Genomic DNA, 23,201 nt, shown 5'->3' on the forward strand with positions numbered 1-23,201 from the left:
GCTGCACTGCGGCGTTTTTCCAGAACGGCCGCGCCGGCTGTTGCGGAAAGACGTTGCACCTCTCGCCGTGTGCTTGACGCGGCATCCTTGCTGATATCCATCAGCGCCTACGGCACCTTCGCCGGATCGTTAAACAGGTGCAATGGCTAACGCCAACGATCCATTCATCAACCTATGGGGCAATGCGCTTTCTGTTTCAGGAAGGTTTTCCCCAAAACCAATGGCAGGAGACAACCACATGAACCAAATAGCAATGGGCAACGATGCCGATGAAACCATGTTGAGCAGGTTTCAGCAGCAACAGGCCAAAGTCCGTGATCACTATGCCGATGCACCGGCGCGATTTCTGGCGGCGTGGAAAATGGAGATCAAAATGATCGGTCCGCAATATTTTTACTGCAGGGGCATCGACAGTTATCAGGATGCGACTGACCGCAATCAGATTCGCCCGGATCATGAAGCGATCGAACGCTTCATGTCCGTGTGCAGTATTGGCGAAGGCGTGTTCATCGGCGCTGTTTGTAGTTTCTATAACGGTGACTGGGGACTAAGCCTTGGCAAATGCCATGGTTATACCGCACTGGGTGACATCGCCAACCGTCTCGACCTGGAACAGGTCGAAGTGTTAACGGAATTGATGCTGAATCACACCGGCTGGTAGCCGTCTTTTTCGGTGGCACATAGTGGCCCCTGGCACTACCTCGCTTCTGCGGCGTAGCGCCAGTTAGCGCCACAGTTCACGCTAACTCACACCAGAGTTCAGACAAAAGCGCCGGCGACCGTCAGTGCCGTAGCGGTCTTTCCCATGGCTCATGCCAGATGTCTGCCGGATAGCATCGCAGGGCTTTGGGAAAGACCGCCATGGTCTTTGTTTCGATCGTCGCCGGCCGCCCGTCGTCGGATTGTGACGGGTCCCTTTGTGCGAAGTAACGCGCCCTGATTGTGTAGACCTCTTTCCCCGTTATCAGGTCAGGTTAACGAACGATCGACAGGTGACAAGGCACGCCGTGCCGATCCATCATGCAGTGGGGATCAAGGCCAATGAACGGCCTATGAATTTGCTTTCTCCGGTTAATAACACCGGCGCCAGCGTCACTCAACACGCTCTCAATATCAATCTGCAGGATCTTCCTGTGGGAATGTCGCCGCTTCCATGCGGCGTCTTTCCAAAGTATCGATCACCATATCAACAGGCGTTATTTCGGAAAGGCAGTTTCTACCGTGGCATGTTGCGGACTCAACATGCACCCTTGCCGGCTTTATCCGGCATCCCGCGCACCTACGCCGGATCGTGAAACAGGTGCAACGACCCAGGCCTCCAAGCCAGTGCCGTCGATCCTTCTTCGTCAACTTTCTTCAACCCAGGCCGTGGGAGATTACTCTCCCACTGGGATGTGATCTCTGCTGCCGTTATTTCAGGAGATCACCATGGAAAACGCCCTTCAATACGATGAAACCCGGTTGAAACAACAACTGCGACAACCGGCTACTCGGCCAGCCGAGTTTGATGACAACGAACAGAGAGCCATTATCCGTTTGGCCCTCGATATCCTCGCTGCGCGACATGTTCGAGGCAGCAATCTGACCAGCCCCGCGGATACCACGGCGTACTTGCGTCTCAAATTAGCGGACTACAAGAACGAAGTGTTCTGTGCCATCTATCTCGACAATCGGCATCGAGTGTTGACCTTCGAGGAAATGTTCCGTGGCACCATAGACGGTGCTTCCGTCCATCCCAGGGTGGTGGTGCAGCGGGCACTGGAGATCAACGCGGCGGCCGTAATTTTCGCGCACAATCATCCCAGCGGCGTCGCGGAACCTTCACGATCGGATGAACAACTCACCAAGCGGTTGAAGGATGCGCTGGCACTGGTGGATGTTCGGGTGCTGGATCACATCGTGGTCGGCGATATAGAAACCACCTCTTTTTCTGAAAGAGGTTTGTTGTAACGTGTCATCCAGTCGCGGGGAATCTCTCCCCCCGACTGGAACTCCCTTAGTTCTCACTCACAACACTCACGCCCTGTTAATTTTCGCAACACTGTATCCAATTCTTCATTGTTCCTACCCCCCCTACTTCCCGACACTACACCCACACACCGCAGTCGCGCGGGATGGTCGACATGCGAAGCGCTGTACCTTTTTTTAATTTTGTCTTTTGCGGTCATGAACAGTGCCTTCGCCGAAAGCTGTTGGCAGTACGCCGCGGAACGCTACGGTATAGATACGACCATCCTGCACGCCATCGCCATGACCGAGAGCGCGATGAATGTGCGTGCGGTTAACCGCAACGCCAATGGATCGGTGGATGTGGGTGTGATGCAGATTAATTCTCGGTGGTTTCCCCGCTTGGCTGAGATGGGAATCGCGCCGGGGGATTTATGGGACGGGTGCACCAACGTACACGTCGGCGCCTGGGTCCTGGCGGGCTATATCCGTCACTTCGGCTACAACTGGCGAGCTATCGGCGCTTACAACGCGGGACCGTCTTCGTCACCTGAGACTGAACTTAAACGAATAACTTATGCAAAACGTGTTTTCCACAATCTGTCTATTAACAACCCTCCTGATGGGCTGCGCATCCGTGCCGGACACACAGGCGATTCATGATGAGACCGAGCAATCGCTCACACTCGGCATCACGCAAGTACGCGGAACACCCGATCACTTTCTGATATGCGCGGATTGCCCGGCATCCACACAAAAGACCACAGTTAGCAGATCTGTTCATCGGGCCGAATCGCAATCGGGTAAATATTCACAGCACGCGCCACGCAAACTCACTACCCATTTCGATCATGCTTCCTCTGTCCTTAGAGATTCAGATCGGGTTGCACTTGCACAGTTGGTTAACACATTACCAGAAACCTATCGGATCACGATCACCGGCTACACCGATAACACGGCTACGGGTGGCACGATCACCAATGACACTCTGGCTCAGAAACGTGCGCAATCAGTAATGAAATTTTTAAACGATAAGGGTGTAGACAAAAACGATATCACGCTCAAGGTCTCATCGCTTTGTTGCTATGTCGCTTCCAACGCCACCGAATCAGGCCGTGCGAAAAACCGTCGTGCGGAAATCATTGTCACTTCACTTTCCACTTCACATCACGAAAAAGAGGAAATCAATCCATGATGTTATGCAATACCAGAAGCTATGCTCAGTTGAGCATCGCCTTTTCCGCGCTGTTCCTTCCAGGGCTGGCGCTGGCCGCCACCACTGGCGGTGAGTTCCAGGCCTTCTACGATTTCATCTATGGCGCCGCGTCCGGTTATCTCGGCCGTGGACTGGCCATCACCGGCGGTGTCTTCGGCCTGGCCTATGGCATCGGACGGGGTTCAGCATTGCCCGCGGTGCTCGGAATCATATTGGCCATCTTCGGCGTGCTCGGTCCCACCATCATCAACGCCCTGTTCAGCTCCGCGACGATCTGAATTATGGAGATGGCGCGCTACATGATCCCCCGCCACCTGGATGACCCGCCGATGGTTTTTATGTGGGATGCGGATGAAGCGGGCACCTTTATGTTTCTGATGCTGTTCGGCGCCCTGTTTCAACAGTTTATCGCAGGAATCGTGCTGGGATTTATCACGGCACGGGCTCTGGCGCGCATTAAACAAGCAGGAGGTCGTGGATTGATCCTGCGTTTTCTCTATTGGTATACGCGCTCCGATCTCTGGATCAAGTGCCGCGCTCCCAGCTTCGTGCGGGAGTACGCCGGATGAAACTGCAACGGTTCCGTTCCAGCCTCGCGGCCGCCCAATGGAGTGGCAGGTTGTGGTTCGTAGTGGCGGCGGTCATGGCGCTTTCCAATCTGATCCTTAGCTGGCACACCATGATGAATGATGTCCGCGAGAAAACGGTATTCGTGCCGCCCGAGTTCAGCCAACCGTTTTGGGTACAAGGTAATGAAGCCAGTCCAGAGTATCTGACCCAGGTAGGTGAGTGGTTCGCTTCCCTGATGCTGTCCTACACACCGAAGAATCTGGACCACCGTATCCAGACCTTTCTCCGTTACGCATCACCCGATGCCTATGCTGTCTTGCATACACAGCTAGCCGAAGAGGCCGAGCGCATCAAGCAGCATGAGATGTCGGCCATGTTCTTTCCAATAGACGCCATGGTGCGGGGCAACTTCGTGGCCATCATCGGCCAGCAAATTGTGCGGGTGGGCAAAGAAATCGTCAGTGAAAACCGCATTGCCTACCGCATGAAATTTCAACTGCAAGGTGGATTCATCCACATCACAGAATTCCAAGAGGTCAATCGTGATAAACCGTTTGTTGTTAATAACGATACTCACACTACCCGTTAGTGCATTCGCACTTCAGGTCGTGGATGTCGTGGATGGGCGAACCGTGCCGGTCAAGGTATCGCTGAAGGAACTCAATCGCATATCCATGGCCGATGGGGCGCGCATCGATCACATCTGGGGTGCTGAAGACCGGATGCGCGTGGAGCCTGACAAAACCTCCGGTCAGCTCTTCGTGCGGGTCATCGGCGTGAAACCGTTCTCTCTTTTTGTACGCGCTGACAACGGTGAGACATATACCTTACTGGCCGCGCCCACGGACATCCCCGCCGAGACCGTGTTTCTTCGACCGCCCTACCACGGCAACCAGAGTGGCAACTCGGCGGACCGGGCATTGCCCTTCATCAAACGTATTCAGCGCCTGATGTCTTCTCTGGGACGCAACGCATTGCCCGAAGACTACACGCCCCGCGCCGCTCCCGAGACCATTCCCCTTTGGGAGGAAGTGCAACTGGAGCGGAAAACGATCTACACCGGCGACACCCTCACCAATCTTACCCAGGAAGAAATGCAGCTGGATGAGCGTGAATTACGGATTCTGCCGGGGCATCCCATTGCGGCGATTGCCATCGACACACATCGGCTGCGCGCCCATGAATCGACTGACGTCTTCGTCGCGCGGATCATACGAGGGGTGCAACCATGACAGACACCCATGAGGCCACTTCCACAACCAGTACGGCCGCACGCAAGCGCCAAACCATCATCACGCTCGGTGCTGCGGGCCTGTTGTTCGGCGGCATCCTACTGGGACTTTATTTGACCGACCCACAACAACAAATCGCGACGAACAATGACCAGGTGTCGAGTGATGAAGAAATTACCGAACATTTCAACCTGCCCGGTAAGAAGGTCGATCCACGTGAAGTGTGGATCTCCCGCGGCGAGAGCGACATCAATACTCTGAAGAAATCCAACGCCGAGTTCACACGCACCATCGAACAGCTACGCGGTGAGATAGCACAACTACAAACGAATCAGGCACGCGCCAATCAAGCCACCCCTTCGGTGCCGCTGAACACCGGGGTGGCGACCTTTCCCACGCTGCCGCCGCCACCGCCGCCCCGCAAACAGTCACCGGCTTCAGGCACGATGGTGGATACGGTGCTTTCGGATGCGGCGGGACAAACCGCCAACAACCTGGGCGTCAACCGCAACGGCAGCACAATATCTTCTTCCGCGATTCTATCCGTCAGTCTGGCGGACACTCCCGTACCCGATGACAAAGACAAACAGGGGGCCAAAAAGAAACCCCCGTGCAACGTCACCAACTGCATCCCACCCGGAGCATTTGCCAAAGCGGCGTTGCTCTCGGGCCTGGATGCGCCCACCGGCGGCAGGGCCGACACCAACCCTCATCCGGTATTGCTGGAACTACTCGATACCGCATCGTTGCCTAACCGGTACCGTTCGCGGGTTAAAGAATGCCGCGTCGTGGCGGCCGGTTTCGGACGCATTTCCGATGAACGTGCTTATCTGCGCCTGGAAAGACTGTCCTGCGTGCTACGCGGCGGGGAGATACTCGATGTGCCGCTCAAGGGTTACGTCTCCGGCGAGGACGGCAAGGTCGGCATGCGTGGCCACCTGATCAGCAAACAGGGAGCGCTCATCGCCCGCGCCCTCCTGGCAGGGACGGCCGGTGGTATCGGCAGCGCCATCTCACAATCCTACAGCTCAGTCCTGACCTCGCCAACCGGCGCTGTCTCCACCATCGATCCGAGCAAGACACTGGAATTCGGTGTTGCCTCCGGCTTCGGCACCGCACTGGGGGAAATCTCTGACTGGTACCTCAAACGGGCCGACGAGACCTATCCCATTATCGAAATCGATGCCGGCCGTGTGGTGGAAATCGTACTAACTGAAGGTATCGAACTGGGCGTCAACATCGAGGAGAACCATTCATGAAACAAATCTACGGCATAGCGTTCATCTTGCTATTTTCGGCCCAATCCGCATCGGCTGAGGATACGCCAAGCTCGCTGAATTTTGCCAATGTGGAACGTACCGTCCACAAGGCATTACCGGGCACGCATATCACCTCAATCCAACCTTCGGTGCTACCGGGACTGGTCGAAATTATAGCCGGCCCCAATGTCCTGTACGCCGACCCCACAGGACACTATCTGGTGGTCGGCAGCATCTACGACATGCAAACCGCGACGGACCTCACTGCACAACGTAAACGCGAGGTCGCGCAAACAGCCAGGATCAAGTGGGATGATCTACCGCTGGAAACGGCGGTGAAATACGGCGGCCAGGGTCCAACCAAACTGGCTGTCTTCTTCGACCCTGACTGCCCCTGGTGCAAGCGACTGCACGAACAGCTGTCAGCGCTGGATGATGTCGAGGTCTACGCCATCATGTATCCAGTGGAATCCCTTCACGCTGGCGCCAAAAACAAGGCCGCGGCCATTCTCTGCTCTAGCGATCCATTGCAGGCACTGAACAGGGTGATGGCGGGCAAGGATCTTCCGGCCGTCTCTGACCCCACCTGTCTGGCGCGCAACAACGCCGCGATCGATCGCATCGAGGCCTTCGCGCGCAGCCATGACATCCACGGCACACCCACCCTGATCGCTCCGGATGGCCGGGTTCGCCCGGGGTTTCTCCAGGCAAAGCCACTCAAGGCCTGGCTCGACGCGTCAAGTTAAGGAACGGGATAAACACATGATTAAATTGATTGCGCTAACGTTCTTTACATTACCTATCGTCCTCAGCGGCTGTGCCACCGCTAAATACGCCTGTGGCGTACCCGAGGGCATCGGTTGCAAGCCACTGAGTGAGGTACACCGAATGGCACAGGACGGTTTACTCAAAAGCCAGGCGGTGCCCGACAACCGTGATCCGGTAGCGCACGATCAAGACGAGGATGACTTTAACGGTGCTGATGCCCCGCAACCGCCCTCGGCTCACTCGCGCAGATCAGCGGGACTGGCAACGGTGTCGCCCGGCGCCCCCCTATTGATTCCACCCCGGACGATGCGGGTCTGGGTCGCTCCCTGGCCCGATGAGGACGGCACCTTGCACGACGAGACTTATCTGTATCTGCGGCTCGATAACGGCCATTGGGTCATGGAGAAGCCCTGATGTTATCCGCACTCACCAAACCCCTTCGCGCCTTCTTTGCCGAGTCACCACCCGGTGAAGGTTTGCAACGCAAAGCGTTGCCGCCCACCCAGGCGGAGTGGAATGCATTACTGCAACGTCACGGACTGTCACAACTGCTGCCCTATGAATCGTGGGATGAGGAAACCGGTCTCTACTACAACGAAGACAGTGTTTCCTGTCTGCTGGAAGTCACACCCTCGGTCGGCATGGACGACGAGACCCTGCGCGTGCTGTCCGGGATCTATAGCGGCCTGCCCTCCAACACCACGGTGCAATACACCCTCTACGCCTCGCCGGATATTTTACCGCTGATGAAGCGTTGGGCGAACCTGCGTCAGAAAGACGATGCGATCGGCGATGACGAGGCTCATATCCGTTCCCATCACCGCAACGAAAACATCTATCGGGCCACCTTGCGGCGGCGGGTGGACTATCTGCTCGGTGGCACCTGGGACAGTCTGTTTTCGGATCAGGCCATGCTGGTGCGCGACTTTCGTATCGTGTTGAGTCTCAGCCGACCATTGGATGAAAACGGCATCGCCGAGCAGATGGTGCAATTACGCGAATCGGTCACCGGCACGCTGCGTTCGGCGGGCCTGGGTTCACGTTCCATGGAGGCAGCGGCATTCATCAATTTCATGGATACCTTGCTCAATCCCCGTCCCGTTCGCCGCGACACACTCAGCTACCAGGAAGACAAACTGCTACGTGAACAGATGGTGGACAGCGATACGGTGATGCTGGCCGGCCGCGAAGGCCTGGCTCTGCAACACGGCGAGACACTGCTGGATCTGCGGCTCTATTCCGCGCGGGAGTATCCGGACACCTGGGCGGGCTGGGGCATGGACAAGCTCATCGGCGACGTGATGTCCAACACCCTGCGCATTCCCTGTCCTTTTCTGATGACCTTCATCGTGCACGTGCCCGATCAGGTGGCGGCGTCGGGCGAAGCCAAATACAAATCGGCCCGCGCCACCCAGATGGCGGATTCCCCAATCGGCAAATTCGTACCGGTCTGGAAAGATCGCAAGGCGGATTGGGATTTCGTTTCCAGCCAGATCCAGGCCGGTCACTCGCTGGTGCGCGGTGGCTTCCAGGTGGTGCTGTTTGCGCCGCACGGCAGCGGCAATCGCGCCGAACACCAGCTCAAGGCCCTGTATAAAAGCGCCGGATGGACGTTGAGCCGTGACTCTTTCGTTTCGGTGCATGCGTTTCTATCGGCTCTACCCATGACGGCCGGGCCGGGCTTCGTCAAGGAACTGGAAAGCTTTTCGAGGCTACGCACCTTTCTTACCTGGTCCTGCGCCAACCTCGCGCCCGCGACGGCGGAATGGTGGGGAACCGGCACACCATTGCTGATGCTGCAGGGACGACGCGGCCAGATCATGCACCTTGATCCCTGGGACAACAAACAGGGTAACTACAACATGGCCATGGCCGCGGCCAGTGGCTCGGGAAAATCGTTCCTTACCCAGGAAATCATCATGAGCATCCTGGGTACCGGTGGCCGGGTCTGGACCATCGATCGGGGCGAGTCCTACAAGAACATCTGCCAATTGTTGGAAGGCCGGTATCTGCGTTTCGATCATGACACCCGGATCAATCTCAATCCCTTCACGCGCATCACCGATGAGGGTTTCACTGACGACCTGCCCATGTTGAAGGCGCTGGTGGCGCACATGGCTTCACCTGCGTCAGCCTTGGGCGCCATGGAGTCGGCCTGGATCGAACAGGCGCTCAAGGAAGTCTGGACGGCGCACAAACAGCACACCACGGTCACCCATATATTCGACGCGCTCAAATCGGACAGTGACAAGCGCAAAGCGGACCTGGCCGATTGCCTGTTTCCCTACACGAAACACGGGGTCTACGCCCGTTTCTTCGAGGGCGAGAACAACCTCGATCTCGACAAACCCTTCGTGGCGCTGGAACTGAAAGACCTGGACGCCATGCCCGACCTGCAATCCCTGGTGCTGTTACTGCTGATGATGCGCATTACCGAGGACATGTATCTCGGTGAGCGCACCCAGCGCAAACTCTGTGTCATCGACGAGGCCTGGAAACTGATGGGCTCCGGCAACGCCGGCTCGTTTATCGAGGAAGGCTACCGCACGGCGCGTAAATACGAAGGCGCTTTTCTCACCGTCACTCAGGGCGTCAACGATTACTACAAATCAGGTACCGCCCAGGCCGCCTTCGAGAACTCCGACTGGGTATTCCTGCTGCGGCAGAAAAAAGAGAGCCTGATACAGCTACAGAAATCAGGCCGCTTCGCCATGGAAGAGTCCGAGATGAAATTGCTGCGTTCGGTGCACACCATCCACGGCAAGTATTCCGAAGTGGCCACCTACAGTCCCGACGGCATGGCCATCGGGCGGCTGATCGTCGATCCCTTCACGGAAAAGCTCTACTCCACCAAAGGCACCGAGTTCGATGCCATTCAGAAAATGGTGCGTCAGGGCATGACACTGGCCCAGGCGGTGGAACAACTCGCCAAGGGGGTGGAACGATGAACGGTGCCGTGATTAACAGTACTGGATTGGTCACGGTGATCATCGCGGCACTGGTCGGCAGTGCCGCGACGCTGTTGACGGAGCGCTGGATGGGACAGCCACAGAAACTGGCGACCGTCGATCCCGGCATCCTGGTCGCCGAACATCTGCAAACCATCGATCCGGGGATGGATGAGGACGCCATCAAGGCGCGCAGTCAGGCCTATGCAAAACGCCTCGATGCGGCGGTTACCCGTGTCGCCAACAAATACCACGTCGTGCTGCTGGTCAAACCTTCCGTGATCACGGGCGTGCCGGATCTCACCGACGAAGTCCGCAGGCAAGTCGATGAACAGGCGCGCTAAACAGTTCGCCAAGCGGACCGTCATCGGCTTGGCGACCACGATGATCGGCGTGATTATTGTTCAGGCCGCCCTTTCGCCCTGGTATCTGTTCGGCCTCAACATCGACAACAGTCTGCCAGGCTATGTCTATCTGGTGATTAGAGACGAACTGCCATTACGCCTCGATATCGCGGCCTTCCGGACACCACCCAATCCGTACTACCCGGAGGGCGCCCCTTTCATCAAGGTGGTGCTGGGTGTACCGGGAGATAGCGTGACCCGTAACGGACGGGAATTTTCCATCAACGGCGTAGCGATCGGATGGGCGAAGGAACAGACCCGCCGTGACCAGCCCCTGACACCTGGCCCAACGGGCATGCTTCCACCCGGCCACTACTTCTTCTGGACCCCGCACATCGACAGCTACGACTCGCGCTATGGTGAGATCGGCTGGATCACTACCGACCGCATACTGGGTCGTGCCGTGAGGCTGTTGTAATGAGTGTCGTGATGAGAAGCGTGTTAAGCGTAACGCTCCTGTTTGCCGTTTTGTCACTTATGCGGATTCCCATCGCAGGTGCCGGCACCGACCTGGGCGTCATCGGCCAGACCTACGAGATCGCCGAACCGAGCATGCTGGAAAGTATTTATGGCAAGCTCAAAACAGCCGACGAAAATGGCGAGCTGGCGAAGATCGAAGAGGACATGAAGGCGCGGTTCATCGCTTACGCTAACCGCCCCACAGGTGTGTCCCTGCCGCGCACCAAGACACACAAGGTTCGCTATTTCGACCCCACGGTGCGCTTTGCTCAGAGCATCAAAGACCATGAAGGCAAGGTGCTGTGGCCAGCCGGCACGACAGTCAATCCGCTGGATTACATCTCCCTGTCACAGCAGTGGATTTTTTTCAATGCCGATGACCCGGATCAGGCGGCCTGGGCACAGGCTTACGTGAAGCGTTATCCCGAGCAGGTCCGGCTCATTCTGACGCAGGGAGCCGTATTAAAGCTGATGGAAACATGGGACATGCGTCTGTACTTCGATCAGGGTGGCAGACTGGTGGAACGCTTCGGCATCGAAACCCTGCCTTCGGTGATCAGCCAGGACGGCAAGCGACTGCGCATCGATGAAATCGTGCCGGAGGATGCGCATGGTTAAGCGTAAATCATGGCAATTGGGTTTAGTGTTAGCGGCGTCCCTGCTCACCGGTGTGATGGTGCAATCCGCGAGTGCCGCCGGCACCTGCGGGGCCATGCCCTTCGTCAATCCCATCACCGATATCTGCTGGCGTTGCATATTTCCCTTGTTCATCGGCCCCGTCCCCGTCGCCACCATGGGACAGACCGACTCCGGCGCTACCAACGGTTATCCCCCCGCGGTTTGCATCTGTCCGATGGCTGCCCCGCCCTGGTTTCGCGTCGGTATCGGCACGGTTTTTTGGGAACCGGCGCGGGTCGCCGAAGCCGTTCGCACGCCCTGGTGTTCTCCCACGCTGGGCGGGATCACCCTGGCACCACCCGGATCATCCGTCGCCGGTCAGGGTGGTAACCGGACGACCCACGCGCATACGGAATCGGTGTCGTTTTACCACGTCCACTGGTTCATCTACCCGGTGATGTACTGGTTCAACATGATGACCAGTCAGGCCTGTGTGTCGCCGGAGCAATTCGACGTGGCCTTCATGACCGAGCTGGACCCGCTGTGGAACAACGACGAGATGAGCTTCATCCTCAATCCCGAAGCCGTGTTGTTCAACAATCCGGTGGCGCAAGCGGCCTGCGCCGCCGATTGTCTGGCTGCATCGGCTGGCTTTCCGCTGGACCCGCTGTTCTGGTGTCTCGGTTGTCAGGTGGGGCTGCATCCCTTGTCCGGCACGGTAAAACCGCATGAAAGTGGCCTGGCTTCTTCCACCGTGGCGGTGGAACGGCTGCACGCCACTCTACATCGTGCCCTGGTCGCGATGGATGTCAGCACCCCCGCCGCCATGTGCCTGCCCCTCCCGGCGCCCATCATGCAGAAGACCTGGTACAAGACCCAGCTGCTGCGCCCCATTCCCACGCCCTTGATGGCGCATCCCTACGGGCGCAGCACTACCTTGTGGGGCGCGGGTAAGGAATTTCCCATACAGGGCGAGGACTTCGCCTACATGATCTGGAGGCGACGCGCATGTTGCGCTTATTAGCCCTACCCCTGCTCGCGTTTGTTCAATTCGCCCATGCCGCGCCGGACAGTACGGCCGCCATGAACGACGCGGATCGAATGCGCGAGACGATGCACAACCGAACCTCGGATGTACTAAAACAAGCCGACGCCTTATCCACCTCACCGGAGTTTATTAACGAGCTGGAGAAGGAATCTTCGAGGATCATCGAACGATCCGACGCCCTGCCAAAGACCGCATTTCCCGTTCTGCCGGAACCCGATCCCGCGCAGCTATCACGGGCGCGCGCGGAAATCGGCAAACTGCTCGATCAGGCGGAACAGCACGATGTACCCATCGACACGAATAACGACAGCGGTCCACAGTTCTATGTCTTTGTTTCCTTCTCCATGCCGGATATAACACTGCGGCGACTGATGAACCAGGCCCGGCACATTGGCGCACCCCTGGTGTTGCGCGGCCTGGTCGAGAACGACATGAACAAGACCCGCATCAAGGTCGGCAAACTGCTAGACGCGGACAAAAAGGGGAATACGAGCATCGACGGCGGGTTGAGCATCGATCCCACCTTGTATGAGCGCTTTGGTGTCTCGGTCGTCCCTGCTTTTGTCCTCACGGATGCTCCGGTGCAAGCCTGCAGGCAAGACGGGTGCCCCACTCCGGATTTCGTGCGTCTGGCCGGGGATGTCACGCTGGAGTATGCCCTCGAGTCTATCGCCAGGGAAGTACCGGCGATGCGTGACGATGCCCAGGGGCTACTGGCAAACATGAAGGGGGAAATCCCGTGAGAAGACTCCTTCTTCCCTTGTTGCTATTGGCATTCCAGGGTGCAGGCTTTGCGGAAAGCATGCCGGTACCCGAAGCCCTGGAAGCGGGAAAGGCGTTCGGCAACGACGGGCGGCAACAAAGCCAGGATCTGACCGTCAACCAAAGCGCCGACACGGTGCCCGGCTACCAGGGCACCGACGTGCCGGAAACCCAGTACGCCGACAACCCCATGGCTATCGAGGATACGGCGCGTAGCCAGGTCAATCAGAACGAGACCGGTGCGTTTATCAGTGAATCGGCCACCTCGCGCCCGCAATTTCAGTTCGACAAAGAAAACGATCCCCTTTTTACACGTTCCGCGGCGATCGAGGAAAACCCGCAGTCGGTAGCGGGCAATATCACCGGCGAATTCTCCGGCTGCCAGAGTTCGACCATCACCACACCGCCGCAATACAGCGAGGAGACATGTGTCGAGTGGCGTGAAAGCCAGCAATACACGTGTCAGGAAACCCTCCAGTTGTCCTGCAACCGTCCTATCGAATGCGACGCCGGCGGCATACTGATGGGATCGCTGAACACGGATATGCAGTGGAACTACACCTACCCCACGCTCACGCTCGGCGCCAACGCCGACAATATCTGGAGCGGTTATTGTGCGGTCTTCGACCGGCAAACCACTTTCACCATCGAAGATATTAACAAGGTCAAGGAATTCACCCTGATCCAGGCCGGATTTGATGACTGGATCAAGATCGAGGTCAATGGCAACCCGGTCTACATCGGCCCGTATGGCGGGGACCGGCTGGAGGTGGTCGATACCGTGCTCTTCTCAGGGTTTAGCATCAAACAGGTGCAATACGGCCCTTCCAACTACGGTGGCTGTGAACTCAGCACCAGCTGGAACCAGGCGCTCGACATCGACATCAAGCCGTTCCTGCAGACCGGCATCAACACCATCGACATGCGGGTCGTGGTGGCGGGCGGCGGTGAGGGCTGGATGAAATTTCGGGCCACCCAATATTGCGATTGCGAGTGGTCGGAGACCTGGAGCAATGATTGCGGCGCGTTAGAGACGCAGTTGGCGAATGGCATCTGCGCGCAGCCGACGCGGACCTGCCTGGAACCGGCGGAGACACGTCTGATCGACGGCATCGAAGTCTATCGTGATTGCTGGCGCTATGAAAAGAACTATGAATGCGCCGCACCATCGACTACTGAAGAGGATTACTGTGCGGAACTGCGAAACCGGGGTTGTACCCAAATCGGTTCGCGCTGCACCGGCACATTGGCTAACAACCTGTGCGAGTCCTACGAGCAGACCTATCAATGCGAGACCTCCGCCGGCACCAGCCAGGAGATCATGGATTGCAGTGGCCAGACGATGTGCATGGACGGCGGCTGTTTCGATACCTCATACGAACCCAGCCAAGACTTTGGTGTAGCGGCCGCGAACCTCGGCGCGATCAGCGACGCGGCGGCGGATTTCGATGTCGATGCCAACATCATTTTCAGAGGTGACGACCTGCGCTGCAGCAAAGCGATCCTGGGTTTCTCGAACTGCTGCAAGCTCGACGGCTGGGGCCAGGATATCGGCCTGGATCAATGCAGCTCCAACGAACAACGTCTGGCGCTCGCTCGCCAAGCCAGCCTGTGCCATTACGTCGGCAGTTATTGCTCCAACAAAACCATCTTCGGCTGCACCAGCCGCAAAGAAACCCATTGCTGTTTCAAGTCGAAACTGGCCCGCATCATTCAGGAACAGGGCCGTACCCAACTGGGCATGGGCTGGGGTAGCGCAAAGAACCCCCAGTGCGATGGCCTGACCATCGAACAACTGCAAAGCCTGGATTTTTCCCAGATCGATTTTTCCGAGTTCTATGCGGACGCATTCGACAAAGCCAACGGCCCCAGCAGTGGCGAGCTGCAAGGGCTCATCGAAAACTATATTCAACAGTCCTTGCCATGATGCAGCGTCTATCCGTTCCCCTATTGATTCTTTTCCTTCTAACAACGGTCCCGGCCTGGACCAGTGCCGCCCCATCGGAGCAATGGTTCGGTCGTCATGCCGAGGGTTGGTTCTGGTATGTGGTGCCCCCGATTGAAGAAGAAACCGATGAAACAGAAGACACCCCACCGAATGCGATACTCGCCCCGGCCCTATCTGATCCCAAGGCGGACTCAAAAGCGGAACTCAAGGCGTTTCAGGAAAAACTGGAAAACGCCCAGGCACTGGCCATCATGCAACCCAGCGACGAGAACGTCGCGGCGTATCTCCAGCTGCAGAAACAGGCCATGGCAAATTCACAACGCTTTGCCGAAGTGTGGCAACAGGTGGTGTGGGTAACACCTGAGCTGGACCATACCCTGGTACGCCCAACCAGTCCAAAAGCGGTCAATACCTATTACGACACACGCAACGAGCTTCAAAAGGTGCGTCTGGAAACCATCGCCCGTACTCATGGGTTGTTCTATTTTTTCCGGGAAAGTTGCCCTTATTGCCAACGCTTTTCTCCTGTTCTTAAAAGTTTTGCTGCGCGGCACGGGTTTCATGTCACTGCCATCTCGCTGGATGGTGGGCCGAGTCCCGGCTTCCCGAATCCGCGTTTCGATAACGGCACCGCCCGGCGCTTGGGTGTCAACACGGTACCCGCCGTCTATCTGATTGAACCCCGAAGCCGGTCGGTACAACCCGTCTCGTTTGGTCTGATCGGTCCTTCCGAATTGGAAGAGCGGGTCATTACCTTGATCGATAAAAATCCTGGAGATACGCCATGAACAAGCCTCGATTATTAATCATGGCCTGCTGTTCGCTCCTGCTTGTTCACACTTCCCAGGCAGATGTCGGCAGCGACATGAATAATTTCTTCAACGATATGGGATACAACTCTAATGTCACCCCGCCCGGCGTTTACGAGGGTCAGGCGGCGGGTTACTTCACCGGTGGCGGACTCTACCTGCGCTCTCCCTCGCGCAATTATCAGCTCGCCTCGGTACAGATGCCCAATTATCGCGCCGGCTGTAGTGGCGTGGATCTTTACGGTGGCGGATTCTCCTACATCAACTCGGCACAACTCATTGCCGCCTTGCGCAACGTGGGACAGAACGCGGCCAGCTATGCCTTCATGCTGGGGCTGCGTGTCATCTCGCCGCAAATTTCCAATGTCATGGAGTGGATCAAAGACAAGGCGGAGATGATCAATCAGCTCAACATCAATTCCTGCGAGGCCGCCGCCGATCTGGTCGGCGGCATGATGGGCATCGATGCCAAGGAAAACTCCCAATGCATTTTAACCCGCTATGGCAATGGCGACTCCATGGAGGATGCCCGGCAGGCCTGTGGCGCCGGCGGCCAACGCAACTCGACGCTGGCCGGTTCCTCGCTCAATCAAATGGCCTTCACCCGTGGCAATATTGCCTGGCGGGTGATGTGGCAAAACCTCTTTCTCAGAAGCGACACCAATCTGATGGAACTGATGATGAACCTCTCCGGCACCGTCATTCTGAGCAAGGATCTGGGCAACGAGAACTCGGCCACCACGACCGTCACCATCCCTTCGGTTTTACAAACCCAGAGGGCGGAACTGCTCAATGTCTTGCTGGATGGTTCCCAATCCATCGTCATCCAGGGTTGCACCTCCAGCAGTGACGAGATGGCGTGCACCAGTCTCACCAACAAAACCGTTCAGCTCGGTGCCGGCAATGGACTCAAGAATCGCGTAATCGTCATCATGAACGGCATCGCCGACAAGATCCGTAACCGGCAAACGTTGAGCAGTAGCGAAATCGGCCTGCTCGGTGCAACGAAAATCCCGATCTACAAAATCCTCAATGTCGCCAGCGCCATGAGCAGCGCCGTTGTGGCGACGCAGGCCGATAAGTACGCCGATATCGTCGCCAAGGACATCCTCTACAGCTACGTCAATGACCTGCTGGATATGGTGGTGGCGTCCACTTCCGGGAGCGAATTCATGCAGGGTGAGGAAGGCAAAGCCTACATGGCGGGCATCACCGAATCACGACGGCAAGTCAATCGCATGAAATCGGATAACTTCGAGGAACTGTCCCGCTATGTGGACATGATCCGCGAAACCCAGCTCTATGAACGGATGCTGGTGGCCAGCATGTCGCCGGCGCTGGCCGAAAGCATGCGTTATGCTGGCTCACTGAGGTAAGTCTGTGCCTAGCTGGGAGATCTTCACCTACGGCGGCGGCGCGGTACTGCTGCAACTCTTTAATGGCCTGGTCGCCATCCTCGGCGACAACGACTATTTGGTGCTGCTCAAGATTACCGGCTTGATCACCGTCATCTGGGTGATCATCGAGGCGATCTTCATGCGCAGGCCGATCAGCATCCAACCGTTCGTTGTCGTGATCCTGGTCTTTTATGTCCTATTCATTCCGCGGGTCAACGTGATCATCACCGACCGCATCAATCCCGCCAACAGCGGTGTGGTGGCGAACGTGCCCATCGGTGTCGGGTTCACCGCCTCCATGGCGAGCAATGTCGGGGATTGGATGGCGCGCACCTTCGAGAGCGTACTGTCCCTGCCCAATGACCTCCAGTACAGCAGTAACGGCTTGCTGTTCGGTTCAAACCTGCTCCGGGCCTCGACACAGTTCGAGATCACCGACAGCCGGTTGGCGGGCAACATCTCCGAGTTCATGCAGCAATGCGTGTTCTACGACATTCTCACCGGCTTTTACACCTGGGGGGATATTGTCGATGAACCTGATCTTTGGACCATGCTCCAGTCTACCGCGAACCCGGCGCGATCGTTTCAGTATCTGGACGCATCGGGAAGCAAATCCATCGTTACCTGTCCCGCCGGTGCCGCCCTGCTCAATACCGACTGGACCAACGAAATCACCCGCGCCCGGCAGATCTACGGCAACCGCCTCTTTCCCGGCGATCCACTGGCGGAGGCCAAATTCATGGCCGCACTGCCGGTTTCCTATGCCTACATGAGCAACATTACGACCACCGCTGCGGATTCTATCCGCCAGAACATGATGGCCAATGCAGTGAAACGTTCGCTCACACGATTTGCCGCCCGGGCCGATGCCAGCGCTGCCGCTCAGGATCTGGCACTGGCACAGGCCGAGGCGCAACGTAGCGCGTCTTACTCCGTACTCGGGGAACTGGCCGGTAAGACCCTGCCCTTGCTACGCAACATCTTCGAGGTGTTGGTGTACGGCATGTTTCCGTTGTTTCTGGTCCTGATGTTTACCCCCGCGGCCGGTAAGGCGCTGATGTTTTATCTGAAGTCTGTCTTCTGGCTACAGCTCTGGGCACCACTCTATGCGCTCATCAATCTGATCATGACCAGTTACTCGGCGGATACCGGCATGGCCGTGGCGACCTTACCTTCAGGGGGCCAGGCCTTGACACTGGCGACGGCCACCGCCCTGGGTAACGTCAATGCAGACATCGCCGCCATCGCCAGTTACATGGCCTGGATGATTCCCCTGATCTCCTGGGGCGTAGTCAACGCCGGTGCCGGAATGTCCATGTCCATGTTGGCATCTGGGCTGGGGGCCATCACACAGCAGGCGGGCTCACGTGCCGCGGCCGATATCTCCCACGGCAACGTCAGCATGGGCAATATGGGGCTGTATGGTCAGCATGGATTCAAGAACGACTTTGCGCCAGCTTACGCAGGCGGTGTGGGCACCATGGTCGACGGCCAGGGCACAACTCACAAGATGATGCCAACCGGCGCCGAGACCTTGAGTTATCAGCAATCGAATCTTGGATTCGGAACTCAGATAACCAATGCGATGCGCTCCAGCGTGGCGACACAGCTTTCAGAGTCTCAGGAATCGGCGTGGCAAAACACGGCAGCCTACAGTCAATCCCTCGCATCCAATTACAGCGATATGAAACGGTTCGTGGACCAGACCTCGAGCGGTACCGGGGTCAGTCAGGAATTCAAAATGCAGGATGGGACATCCGTGCAACAAGAATTCGGCGAGCTGACATCTGTCGCCAACAACTTCGCCAGCAAGTATGGCGTGTCCAACGACCAGGCGGTAGCCATGATTGGTGCCGCGGGATTCGGAGGAAAGATCCCTCTTACAGAAATTGGGGCTGACATAAAGGCACAATTCAGAAATCAGGATGCACTCCAAAATGCCTGGTCTGAAGCACAACAGCTCAATCAAAGCACTAACTTCTCCGAACGTTATCAGAATGTCTCCAGCGCCGTTCAAGCGGAGGCCGCCAGGGTCAGCTCCGAGCATAATGATTCCTTTGCTGGAGAAGTCGCCGGTGGACTCACAGAACAGACACAGTACAGAGATGACGCTCAGACCAGTTATAGAGACGTGGATCAGTGGCAACACACGAAATCCCGAGTGGATGATCAGGGTTTCAGCTTCCAGGGCGACGTCGGCATGGCCGTCAGGCGATTCATGATCGAGGAAGAAAATCGTTCCCCCGCCGACGTAGACAGCATCATCCATCGCCACAACATGGGCGATACCAGCGCCACCGCAACACTGTCCGATTCGGTTTCCCATTTCGCACAAGCACATGGAAAGGAACTCGCTGGAATACAAGCGGCGCCTGACACGCATACTGTATCTGACGCCGGTGAAGCACACACAGCAGCGATCGGCAGTAGACGATCTCAGGTGGCTGAGTCTGGGCTCTCAAACTCGGCAGTAGTTCGGCAGGCGGCTCAAGCGTCGGGTATTCAAGGCGAACGTGATGTCAGTGACGGGGTAGCAACCTTGATGGATGAATCCGGACTTGGTATAGATGCTGCCACAACGAGAATCGGTATGGGGCGTGCTTCAGTAACCGATGACGGCCAGCAATTGGAAGAGACGGTAGAAGATAAACAGCGGATCCACTCTGTGGGTACCGCTCCGAGTATCCACGAAACCATGGACAAGGTAAAAACGAAATTGACTAACAAATTCTCCGATTTATTTGATTAACGAATCGTCATTCGTCACGTTTCGGAGATCGAGCGGCTGTGATGGAGAAAATGTTGCTTCGCTCGTTTCCTTCCACCATTTCTGACTCTCCCTCTCCTTTTTCTTCCGTTCGTCCAGAGGCAATTTCGCAACGTTAGCCATGTGGGACTTGTATATCCTGCGGAACACAGGAATAGCGATCGCGACCAAAACGAACCCAACCAGGTAATCCTCGAAAAGCACAGCCAATCCAGGCAGGAATTGGCCAAACCCGACGACAATTCCTGCTAGCAATAAAAGACCACAAATTTCCCTGAATATGCGCATGTCCTGCTCTCTCATTAATCCGATGGCCCGTATCACCAACTGCATTGATCAATTTGACATAACGTCATAGGCTATGTCCAGCAGGTTTGACCGGAGGCCCGGATAGATAGCCACTCGCCCGCTAAAATTGGCCGGTCTTTACTGTTCTTTCTCTCCTGACGGGCTTATCGTCGATTCCTTGCCCAAGGCCTCGATAAGCGCGCAGTGAATGTCATTAGCATCCGCCGCCTCGCATTGGGAAAGCAGATCCAGCAACGCGCCACGCATGGACTGAAGATCTCGCAGGCGTTCTTCGATCTTTGCTATTTTCAAGCGCGCCAATTGCTGCACCTCCAGGCAATGACCATCGCCGAGACCCAGCAACTCGCGTATTTCCTTGAGTGTGAAACCAAGCTGTTGCGCGCGCCGGATGAATCGCACACGTGCGATTTCCGCAATGGGGTATTGCCGAAAGCCTTGTGCTGGTTTCGGGGGCTCCCGGATTATACCCAGGCGTTGATAATAACGTATGGTCTCAACGTTGACGCCTGATCGGTCGGCCAGTTTGCCGATGGTGAGTTCTTTGGTTGCATTCATATTCGATTCGGCACCTACTCACTCTTTGTGGACGCTGTCAAATACTACATGTTCTCTCGGGGTGCATCACCTATGTTGCACAAGACGACGGTTGTTTACGCACCAGTACCAGATCCCATACCGATGCACCAACCAGTCCAGCAAACCCGGTATAGGAAATGGGTGCGAATACCCATAACCCAACAAAGGCTGCGACACTGCTGCCCAGACCCAGATAAAACGGACCATTCCGCCCGTGTCTCTGCCTGGAAGATTTCAAGGTCCAAATGCTGAATCCCAACAAAAACACCAATAACGGGATCAATATGGCATCGTTAATCAGAAAACCGGCGCCCAACGCGGTCAGCGCGGCGATGACCGGCGCAAGACCGAGACAACACGCGCCGACGATAACGGAACCCAGTGAACTTAGTATCTGGCGCATGTCGATACTCCTCTGTGCCGTGGCAATTGTGGCGTTGGCATCGGAAACACTATCCCGCACAACAGGACAGTTGGTTTACATCCTTGCTGAAGGTTTGGGCACAGAGTTTCAATCCCTCGACCATGGTCAGGTAAGGGAACAACTGGTCCGCCAGTAGCGGAATGGTCATGCGGCTGCGAATCGCCAGTGCCGCGGTTTGGATAACTTCGCCACCTTCGTCGGCCAGGACCTGGCAGCCGACGATGCGGCCATTGGCCTTTTCCGCCACCAGTTTGATAAATCCCCGCGTGTCCCTATTGGCCAGGGCCCGCGGCACGTTTTCCAACTTAAGGGTGCGGCTCTGCACGTCCACCCCCTGCTCTTTCGCCTGCCGTTCCGTTAATCCCACCGTACCCACCTGCGGGTGGGTGAACACCACCGCGGGCATGGCCGACAGGTCGAGCGCCACATCATCGCCGGTCATGTTGCGCGCGGCACGTGTACCCGCCGCGGCGGCCACGTACACGAACTGCGGTTGGCTGGTGCAGTCACCGGCGGCGTATATGTTGTCCACGTTGGTACGCATGTGATCGTCAATGACGATGGCGCCGCGCCGATCGGTTTCCACACCGGCCTTGTCCAGATCTAAAGCTGCCGTATTGGGTTCACGGCCGGTGGCCACCAGCAGGCGGTCACCTTGCAATTGTTCGCCTGTGGACATGCTTAGTGTAAATTGCCGGCCATCATGGCTCACGGCTTCCGCTGCGGTATGTGATATGACCTTAATACCTTCATCGGTGAAGACCTTCGCCAAACCCTCGCCAATATCGGTGTCCTCTTTCGACAGCAGGGTCGAACGCGCCAGCACGGTGACTTCCGCGCCCAGATGGCGGAGGGCCTGTGCCAGCTCCACGGCCACCACGGAGGCGCCGATGATGAGCAAATGCTTCGGGATTTCTTCCGCGACCAGTGCCTCGGTGGAAGTCCAATAGGGTGTTCCGTTCAGGCCGGTGATGGGTGGTACGGCAGGCCTGGCGCCCACGGCCAACAAGATGCGGTCAGCGCCGATGTCTTTTTCGCTGCCATCGGTTTTGGTTACGGTCAAGGTGCAGGCATCTTTGAAACGCGCCACTCCACGCACCAGGCTGATGCCGGGGTTGGTTTCCAAAATATTTTCATATTTTTCCTGACGCAGTTTCTCCACCAAATCCTGTTGTTGCGTCACCATGCTGGCACGATGGATCACCGGTGTATGAAATGGAATACCGGCAAATCCATGATAGCTCTGTTGATGGGCAATATGCGCACCGCGAATCAATAGCTTCGACGGTACGCAACCGACGTTGACGCAGGTGCCACCGATCACACCGGCGGCTTCGATCATGGTGACTTGCGCGCCGCGTTCAACGGCCGCAATGGCCGCTGCGAAGGCGCCCGAGCCGGTGCCGACGATGGCGATGCACAAGGGCTGGTTCGCGTGGCTCGCGCTCATGGCTTGAGCCTCGAAGGATAACCTGCTTGCTCGGTGGCGAAGGTCAGGTCTTCCACATCGGCCTTGGCCGGATCATAGGTCACCGTGGCCCAGCCGATGCCGTCACCTTCGTATTTTGCGCTCACCTCGGTCACGCCATCCACTTGCCGCAGGGCCTTTTTCACGGTGATGGGACACATGTTGCAGGTCATCTTGTCCACCGACAGGGTGATGGTTTTCAGTTCGCCCGCCAGGACGCTTCCGAATACAGGCAGGCACAATCCCAAAATCAAAAGCAATTTACGCATAAT

The 23,201-nt window shown here is 57.0% G+C and carries 24 protein-coding genes and 1 pseudogene; 20 read left to right on the forward strand and 5 right to left on the reverse strand.

The window, feature by feature from the left end:
* Positions 1-253: 253 nt before the first annotated feature.
* From Tel_11415 to Tel_11510, 20 genes and pseudogenes are all read left to right on the forward strand, one after another.
* Entirely contained in the window at positions 254-661 is a 408-nt protein-coding gene (locus Tel_11415) for a hypothetical protein (protein ID ALP53696.1), read from the forward strand.
* A 767-nt stretch (positions 662-1,428) separates the two neighbouring features.
* On the forward strand, positions 1,429-1,950 hold the full coding sequence (locus tag Tel_11420) for a DNA repair protein RadC (GenBank protein ALP53697.1): 522 nt from the start codon (positions 1,429-1,431) through the stop codon (positions 1,948-1,950).
* 216 nt (positions 1,951-2,166) lie between these two features.
* Positions 2,167-2,541 (forward strand): annotated as a pseudogene (locus Tel_11425) (hypothetical protein).
* A 600-nt stretch (positions 2,542-3,141) separates the two neighbouring features.
* Positions 3,142-3,441, forward strand: coding sequence for a conjugal transfer protein TraB (locus Tel_11430; GenBank protein ID ALP54843.1), 300 nt, complete (start codon positions 3,142-3,144; stop codon positions 3,439-3,441).
* A gap of 3 nt (positions 3,442-3,444) precedes the next feature.
* Positions 3,445-3,732 carry a hypothetical protein gene (locus Tel_11435; GenBank protein ALP53698.1) on the forward strand — a complete coding sequence of 96 codons (288 nt, stop codon included), beginning with the start codon at positions 3,445-3,447 and terminating at the stop codon, positions 3,730-3,732.
* Complete coding sequence (locus tag Tel_11440; protein ID ALP53699.1) at positions 3,729-4,322, forward strand: hypothetical protein; 594 nt, start codon at positions 3,729-3,731, stop codon at positions 4,320-4,322. The genes Tel_11435 and Tel_11440 overlap by 4 nt, the downstream gene beginning before the upstream one ends.
* Positions 4,323-4,341: 19 nt before the next feature.
* Positions 4,342-4,965 (forward strand): hypothetical protein, encoded by a 624-nt coding sequence (locus Tel_11445; GenBank protein ID ALP53700.1) that lies wholly within the window; start codon positions 4,342-4,344, stop codon positions 4,963-4,965.
* The gene (locus Tel_11450; GenBank protein ALP53701.1) at positions 4,962-6,224 is read left to right on the forward strand and encodes a hypothetical protein; all 1,263 of its coding nucleotides are present in this window, start codon (positions 4,962-4,964) and stop codon (positions 6,222-6,224) included. Before Tel_11445 ends, Tel_11450 begins: the two co-directional genes overlap by 4 nt.
* Positions 6,221-6,970: a hypothetical protein gene (locus Tel_11455; GenBank protein ID ALP53702.1), complete on the forward strand. Its 750-nt coding sequence runs from the start codon at positions 6,221-6,223 to the stop codon at positions 6,968-6,970. Before Tel_11450 ends, Tel_11455 begins: the two co-directional genes overlap by 4 nt.
* Positions 6,971-6,986: 16 nt before the next feature.
* Positions 6,987-7,406, forward strand: coding sequence for a hypothetical protein (locus Tel_11460; GenBank protein ID ALP53703.1), 420 nt, complete (start codon positions 6,987-6,989; stop codon positions 7,404-7,406).
* Complete coding sequence (locus tag Tel_11465) at positions 7,406-9,940, forward strand: hypothetical protein (GenBank protein ID ALP53704.1); 2,535 nt, start codon at positions 7,406-7,408, stop codon at positions 9,938-9,940. Before Tel_11460 ends, Tel_11465 begins: the two co-directional genes overlap by 1 nt.
* Positions 9,937-10,284 carry a hypothetical protein gene (locus Tel_11470; protein ALP53705.1) on the forward strand — a complete coding sequence of 116 codons (348 nt, stop codon included), beginning with the start codon at positions 9,937-9,939 and terminating at the stop codon, positions 10,282-10,284. Before Tel_11465 ends, Tel_11470 begins: the two co-directional genes overlap by 4 nt.
* Entirely contained in the window at positions 10,268-10,762 is a 495-nt protein-coding gene (locus Tel_11475) for a hypothetical protein (protein ID ALP53706.1), read from the forward strand. The genes Tel_11470 and Tel_11475 overlap by 17 nt, the downstream gene beginning before the upstream one ends.
* Positions 10,763-10,821: 59 nt before the next feature.
* The gene (locus Tel_11480; GenBank protein ALP53707.1) at positions 10,822-11,421 is read left to right on the forward strand and encodes a hypothetical protein; all 600 of its coding nucleotides are present in this window, start codon (positions 10,822-10,824) and stop codon (positions 11,419-11,421) included.
* Complete coding sequence (locus Tel_11485) at positions 11,408-12,445, forward strand: conjugal transfer protein (GenBank protein ID ALP53708.1); 1,038 nt, start codon at positions 11,408-11,410, stop codon at positions 12,443-12,445. The genes Tel_11480 and Tel_11485 overlap by 14 nt, the downstream gene beginning before the upstream one ends.
* Complete coding sequence (locus tag Tel_11490) at positions 12,430-13,212, forward strand: hypothetical protein (GenBank protein ID ALP53709.1); 783 nt, start codon at positions 12,430-12,432, stop codon at positions 13,210-13,212. Before Tel_11485 ends, Tel_11490 begins: the two co-directional genes overlap by 16 nt.
* A 17-nt stretch (positions 13,213-13,229) precedes the next feature.
* Positions 13,230-15,158, forward strand: a complete 1,929-nt coding sequence (locus Tel_11495; GenBank protein ALP53710.1) for a hypothetical protein — start codon at positions 13,230-13,232, stop codon at positions 15,156-15,158.
* A complete protein-coding gene (locus Tel_11500) occupies positions 15,155-15,967 on the forward strand; it encodes a hypothetical protein (protein ALP53711.1) in 813 nt (270 codons plus the stop codon). Before Tel_11495 ends, Tel_11500 begins: the two co-directional genes overlap by 4 nt.
* Positions 15,968-15,987: 20 nt before the next feature.
* Positions 15,988-17,364 carry a hypothetical protein gene (locus Tel_11505; GenBank protein ID ALP53712.1) on the forward strand — a complete coding sequence of 459 codons (1,377 nt, stop codon included), beginning with the start codon at positions 15,988-15,990 and terminating at the stop codon, positions 17,362-17,364.
* 4 nt (positions 17,365-17,368) lie between these two features.
* Positions 17,369-20,134 carry a hypothetical protein gene (locus tag Tel_11510; GenBank protein ID ALP53713.1) on the forward strand — a complete coding sequence of 922 codons (2,766 nt, stop codon included), beginning with the start codon at positions 17,369-17,371 and terminating at the stop codon, positions 20,132-20,134.
* On the opposite strand, the gene Tel_11515 is transcribed toward Tel_11510, so the two are convergent.
* The 5 genes from Tel_11515 to Tel_11535 all read right to left on the reverse strand — a co-directional run bounded on the left by Tel_11515 (position 20,123) and on the right by Tel_11535 (position 23,198).
* Entirely contained in the window at positions 20,123-20,485 is a 363-nt protein-coding gene (locus Tel_11515; protein ALP53714.1) for a hypothetical protein, read from the reverse strand. The genes Tel_11510 and Tel_11515 overlap by 12 nt on opposite strands.
* Before the next feature lie 93 nt (positions 20,486-20,578).
* Positions 20,579-21,016, reverse strand: a complete 438-nt coding sequence (locus Tel_11520) for a hypothetical protein (protein ID ALP53715.1) — start codon at positions 21,014-21,016, stop codon at positions 20,579-20,581.
* 70 nt (positions 21,017-21,086) lie between these two features.
* A complete protein-coding gene (locus tag Tel_11525; protein ID ALP53716.1) occupies positions 21,087-21,500 on the reverse strand; it encodes a hypothetical protein in 414 nt (137 codons plus the stop codon).
* The gene (locus tag Tel_11530; GenBank protein ID ALP53717.1) at positions 21,490-22,911 is read right to left on the reverse strand and encodes a mercuric reductase; all 1,422 of its coding nucleotides are present in this window, start codon (positions 22,909-22,911) and stop codon (positions 21,490-21,492) included. Before Tel_11530 ends, Tel_11525 begins: the two co-directional genes overlap by 11 nt.
* Complete coding sequence (locus Tel_11535; protein ALP53718.1) at positions 22,908-23,198, reverse strand: hypothetical protein; 291 nt, start codon at positions 23,196-23,198, stop codon at positions 22,908-22,910. The genes Tel_11530 and Tel_11535 overlap by 4 nt, the downstream gene beginning before the upstream one ends.
* Positions 23,199-23,201: the final 3 nt, after the last annotated feature.

The organism is Candidatus Tenderia electrophaga, from assembly GCA_001447805.1.
GTDB lineage: Bacteria > Pseudomonadota > Gammaproteobacteria > Tenderiales > Tenderiaceae > Tenderia > Tenderia electrophaga.

Bases quoted from the DNA above. Each gene is read 5' to 3' on its own strand.
- Tel_11455 (ALP53702.1), top strand. From the start codon at position 6,221: ATGAAACAAATCTACGGCATAGCGTTCATCTTGCTATTTTCGGCCCAA.
- Tel_11435 (ALP53698.1), top strand. From the start codon at position 3,445: ATGGAGATGGCGCGCTACATGATCCCCCGCCACCTGGATGACCCGCCG.
- Tel_11465 (ALP53704.1), top strand. From the start codon at position 7,406: ATGTTATCCGCACTCACCAAACCCCTTCGCGCCTTCTTTGCCGAGTCA.
- Tel_11480 (ALP53707.1), top strand. From the start codon at position 10,822: ATGCGGATTCCCATCGCAGGTGCCGGCACCGACCTGGGCGTCATCGGC.
- Tel_11535 (ALP53718.1), bottom strand. From the start codon at position 23,198: ATGCGTAAATTGCTTTTGATTTTGGGATTGTGCCTGCCTGTATTCGGA.
- Tel_11490 (ALP53709.1), top strand. From the start codon at position 12,430: ATGTTGCGCTTATTAGCCCTACCCCTGCTCGCGTTTGTTCAATTCGCC.
- Tel_11440 (ALP53699.1), top strand. From the start codon at position 3,729: ATGAAACTGCAACGGTTCCGTTCCAGCCTCGCGGCCGCCCAATGGAGT.
- Tel_11500 (ALP53711.1), top strand. From the start codon at position 15,155: ATGATGCAGCGTCTATCCGTTCCCCTATTGATTCTTTTCCTTCTAACA.
- Tel_11475 (ALP53706.1), top strand. From the start codon at position 10,268: ATGAACAGGCGCGCTAAACAGTTCGCCAAGCGGACCGTCATCGGCTTG.
- Tel_11470 (ALP53705.1), top strand. From the start codon at position 9,937: ATGAACGGTGCCGTGATTAACAGTACTGGATTGGTCACGGTGATCATC.
- Tel_11420 (ALP53697.1), top strand. From the start codon at position 1,429: ATGGAAAACGCCCTTCAATACGATGAAACCCGGTTGAAACAACAACTG.
- Tel_11485 (ALP53708.1), top strand. From the start codon at position 11,408: ATGCGCATGGTTAAGCGTAAATCATGGCAATTGGGTTTAGTGTTAGCG.
- Tel_11460 (ALP53703.1), top strand. From the start codon at position 6,987: ATGATTAAATTGATTGCGCTAACGTTCTTTACATTACCTATCGTCCTC.
- Tel_11515 (ALP53714.1), bottom strand. From the start codon at position 20,485: ATGCAGTTGGTGATACGGGCCATCGGATTAATGAGAGAGCAGGACATG.
- Tel_11505 (ALP53712.1), top strand. From the start codon at position 15,988: ATGGCCTGCTGTTCGCTCCTGCTTGTTCACACTTCCCAGGCAGATGTC.
- Tel_11415 (ALP53696.1), top strand. From the start codon at position 254: ATGGGCAACGATGCCGATGAAACCATGTTGAGCAGGTTTCAGCAGCAA.
- Tel_11430 (ALP54843.1), top strand. From the start codon at position 3,142: ATGTTATGCAATACCAGAAGCTATGCTCAGTTGAGCATCGCCTTTTCC.
- Tel_11520 (ALP53715.1), bottom strand. From the start codon at position 21,016: ATGAATGCAACCAAAGAACTCACCATCGGCAAACTGGCCGACCGATCA.
- Tel_11450 (ALP53701.1), top strand. From the start codon at position 4,962: ATGACAGACACCCATGAGGCCACTTCCACAACCAGTACGGCCGCACGC.
- Tel_11530 (ALP53717.1), bottom strand. From the start codon at position 22,911: ATGAGCGCGAGCCACGCGAACCAGCCCTTGTGCATCGCCATCGTCGGC.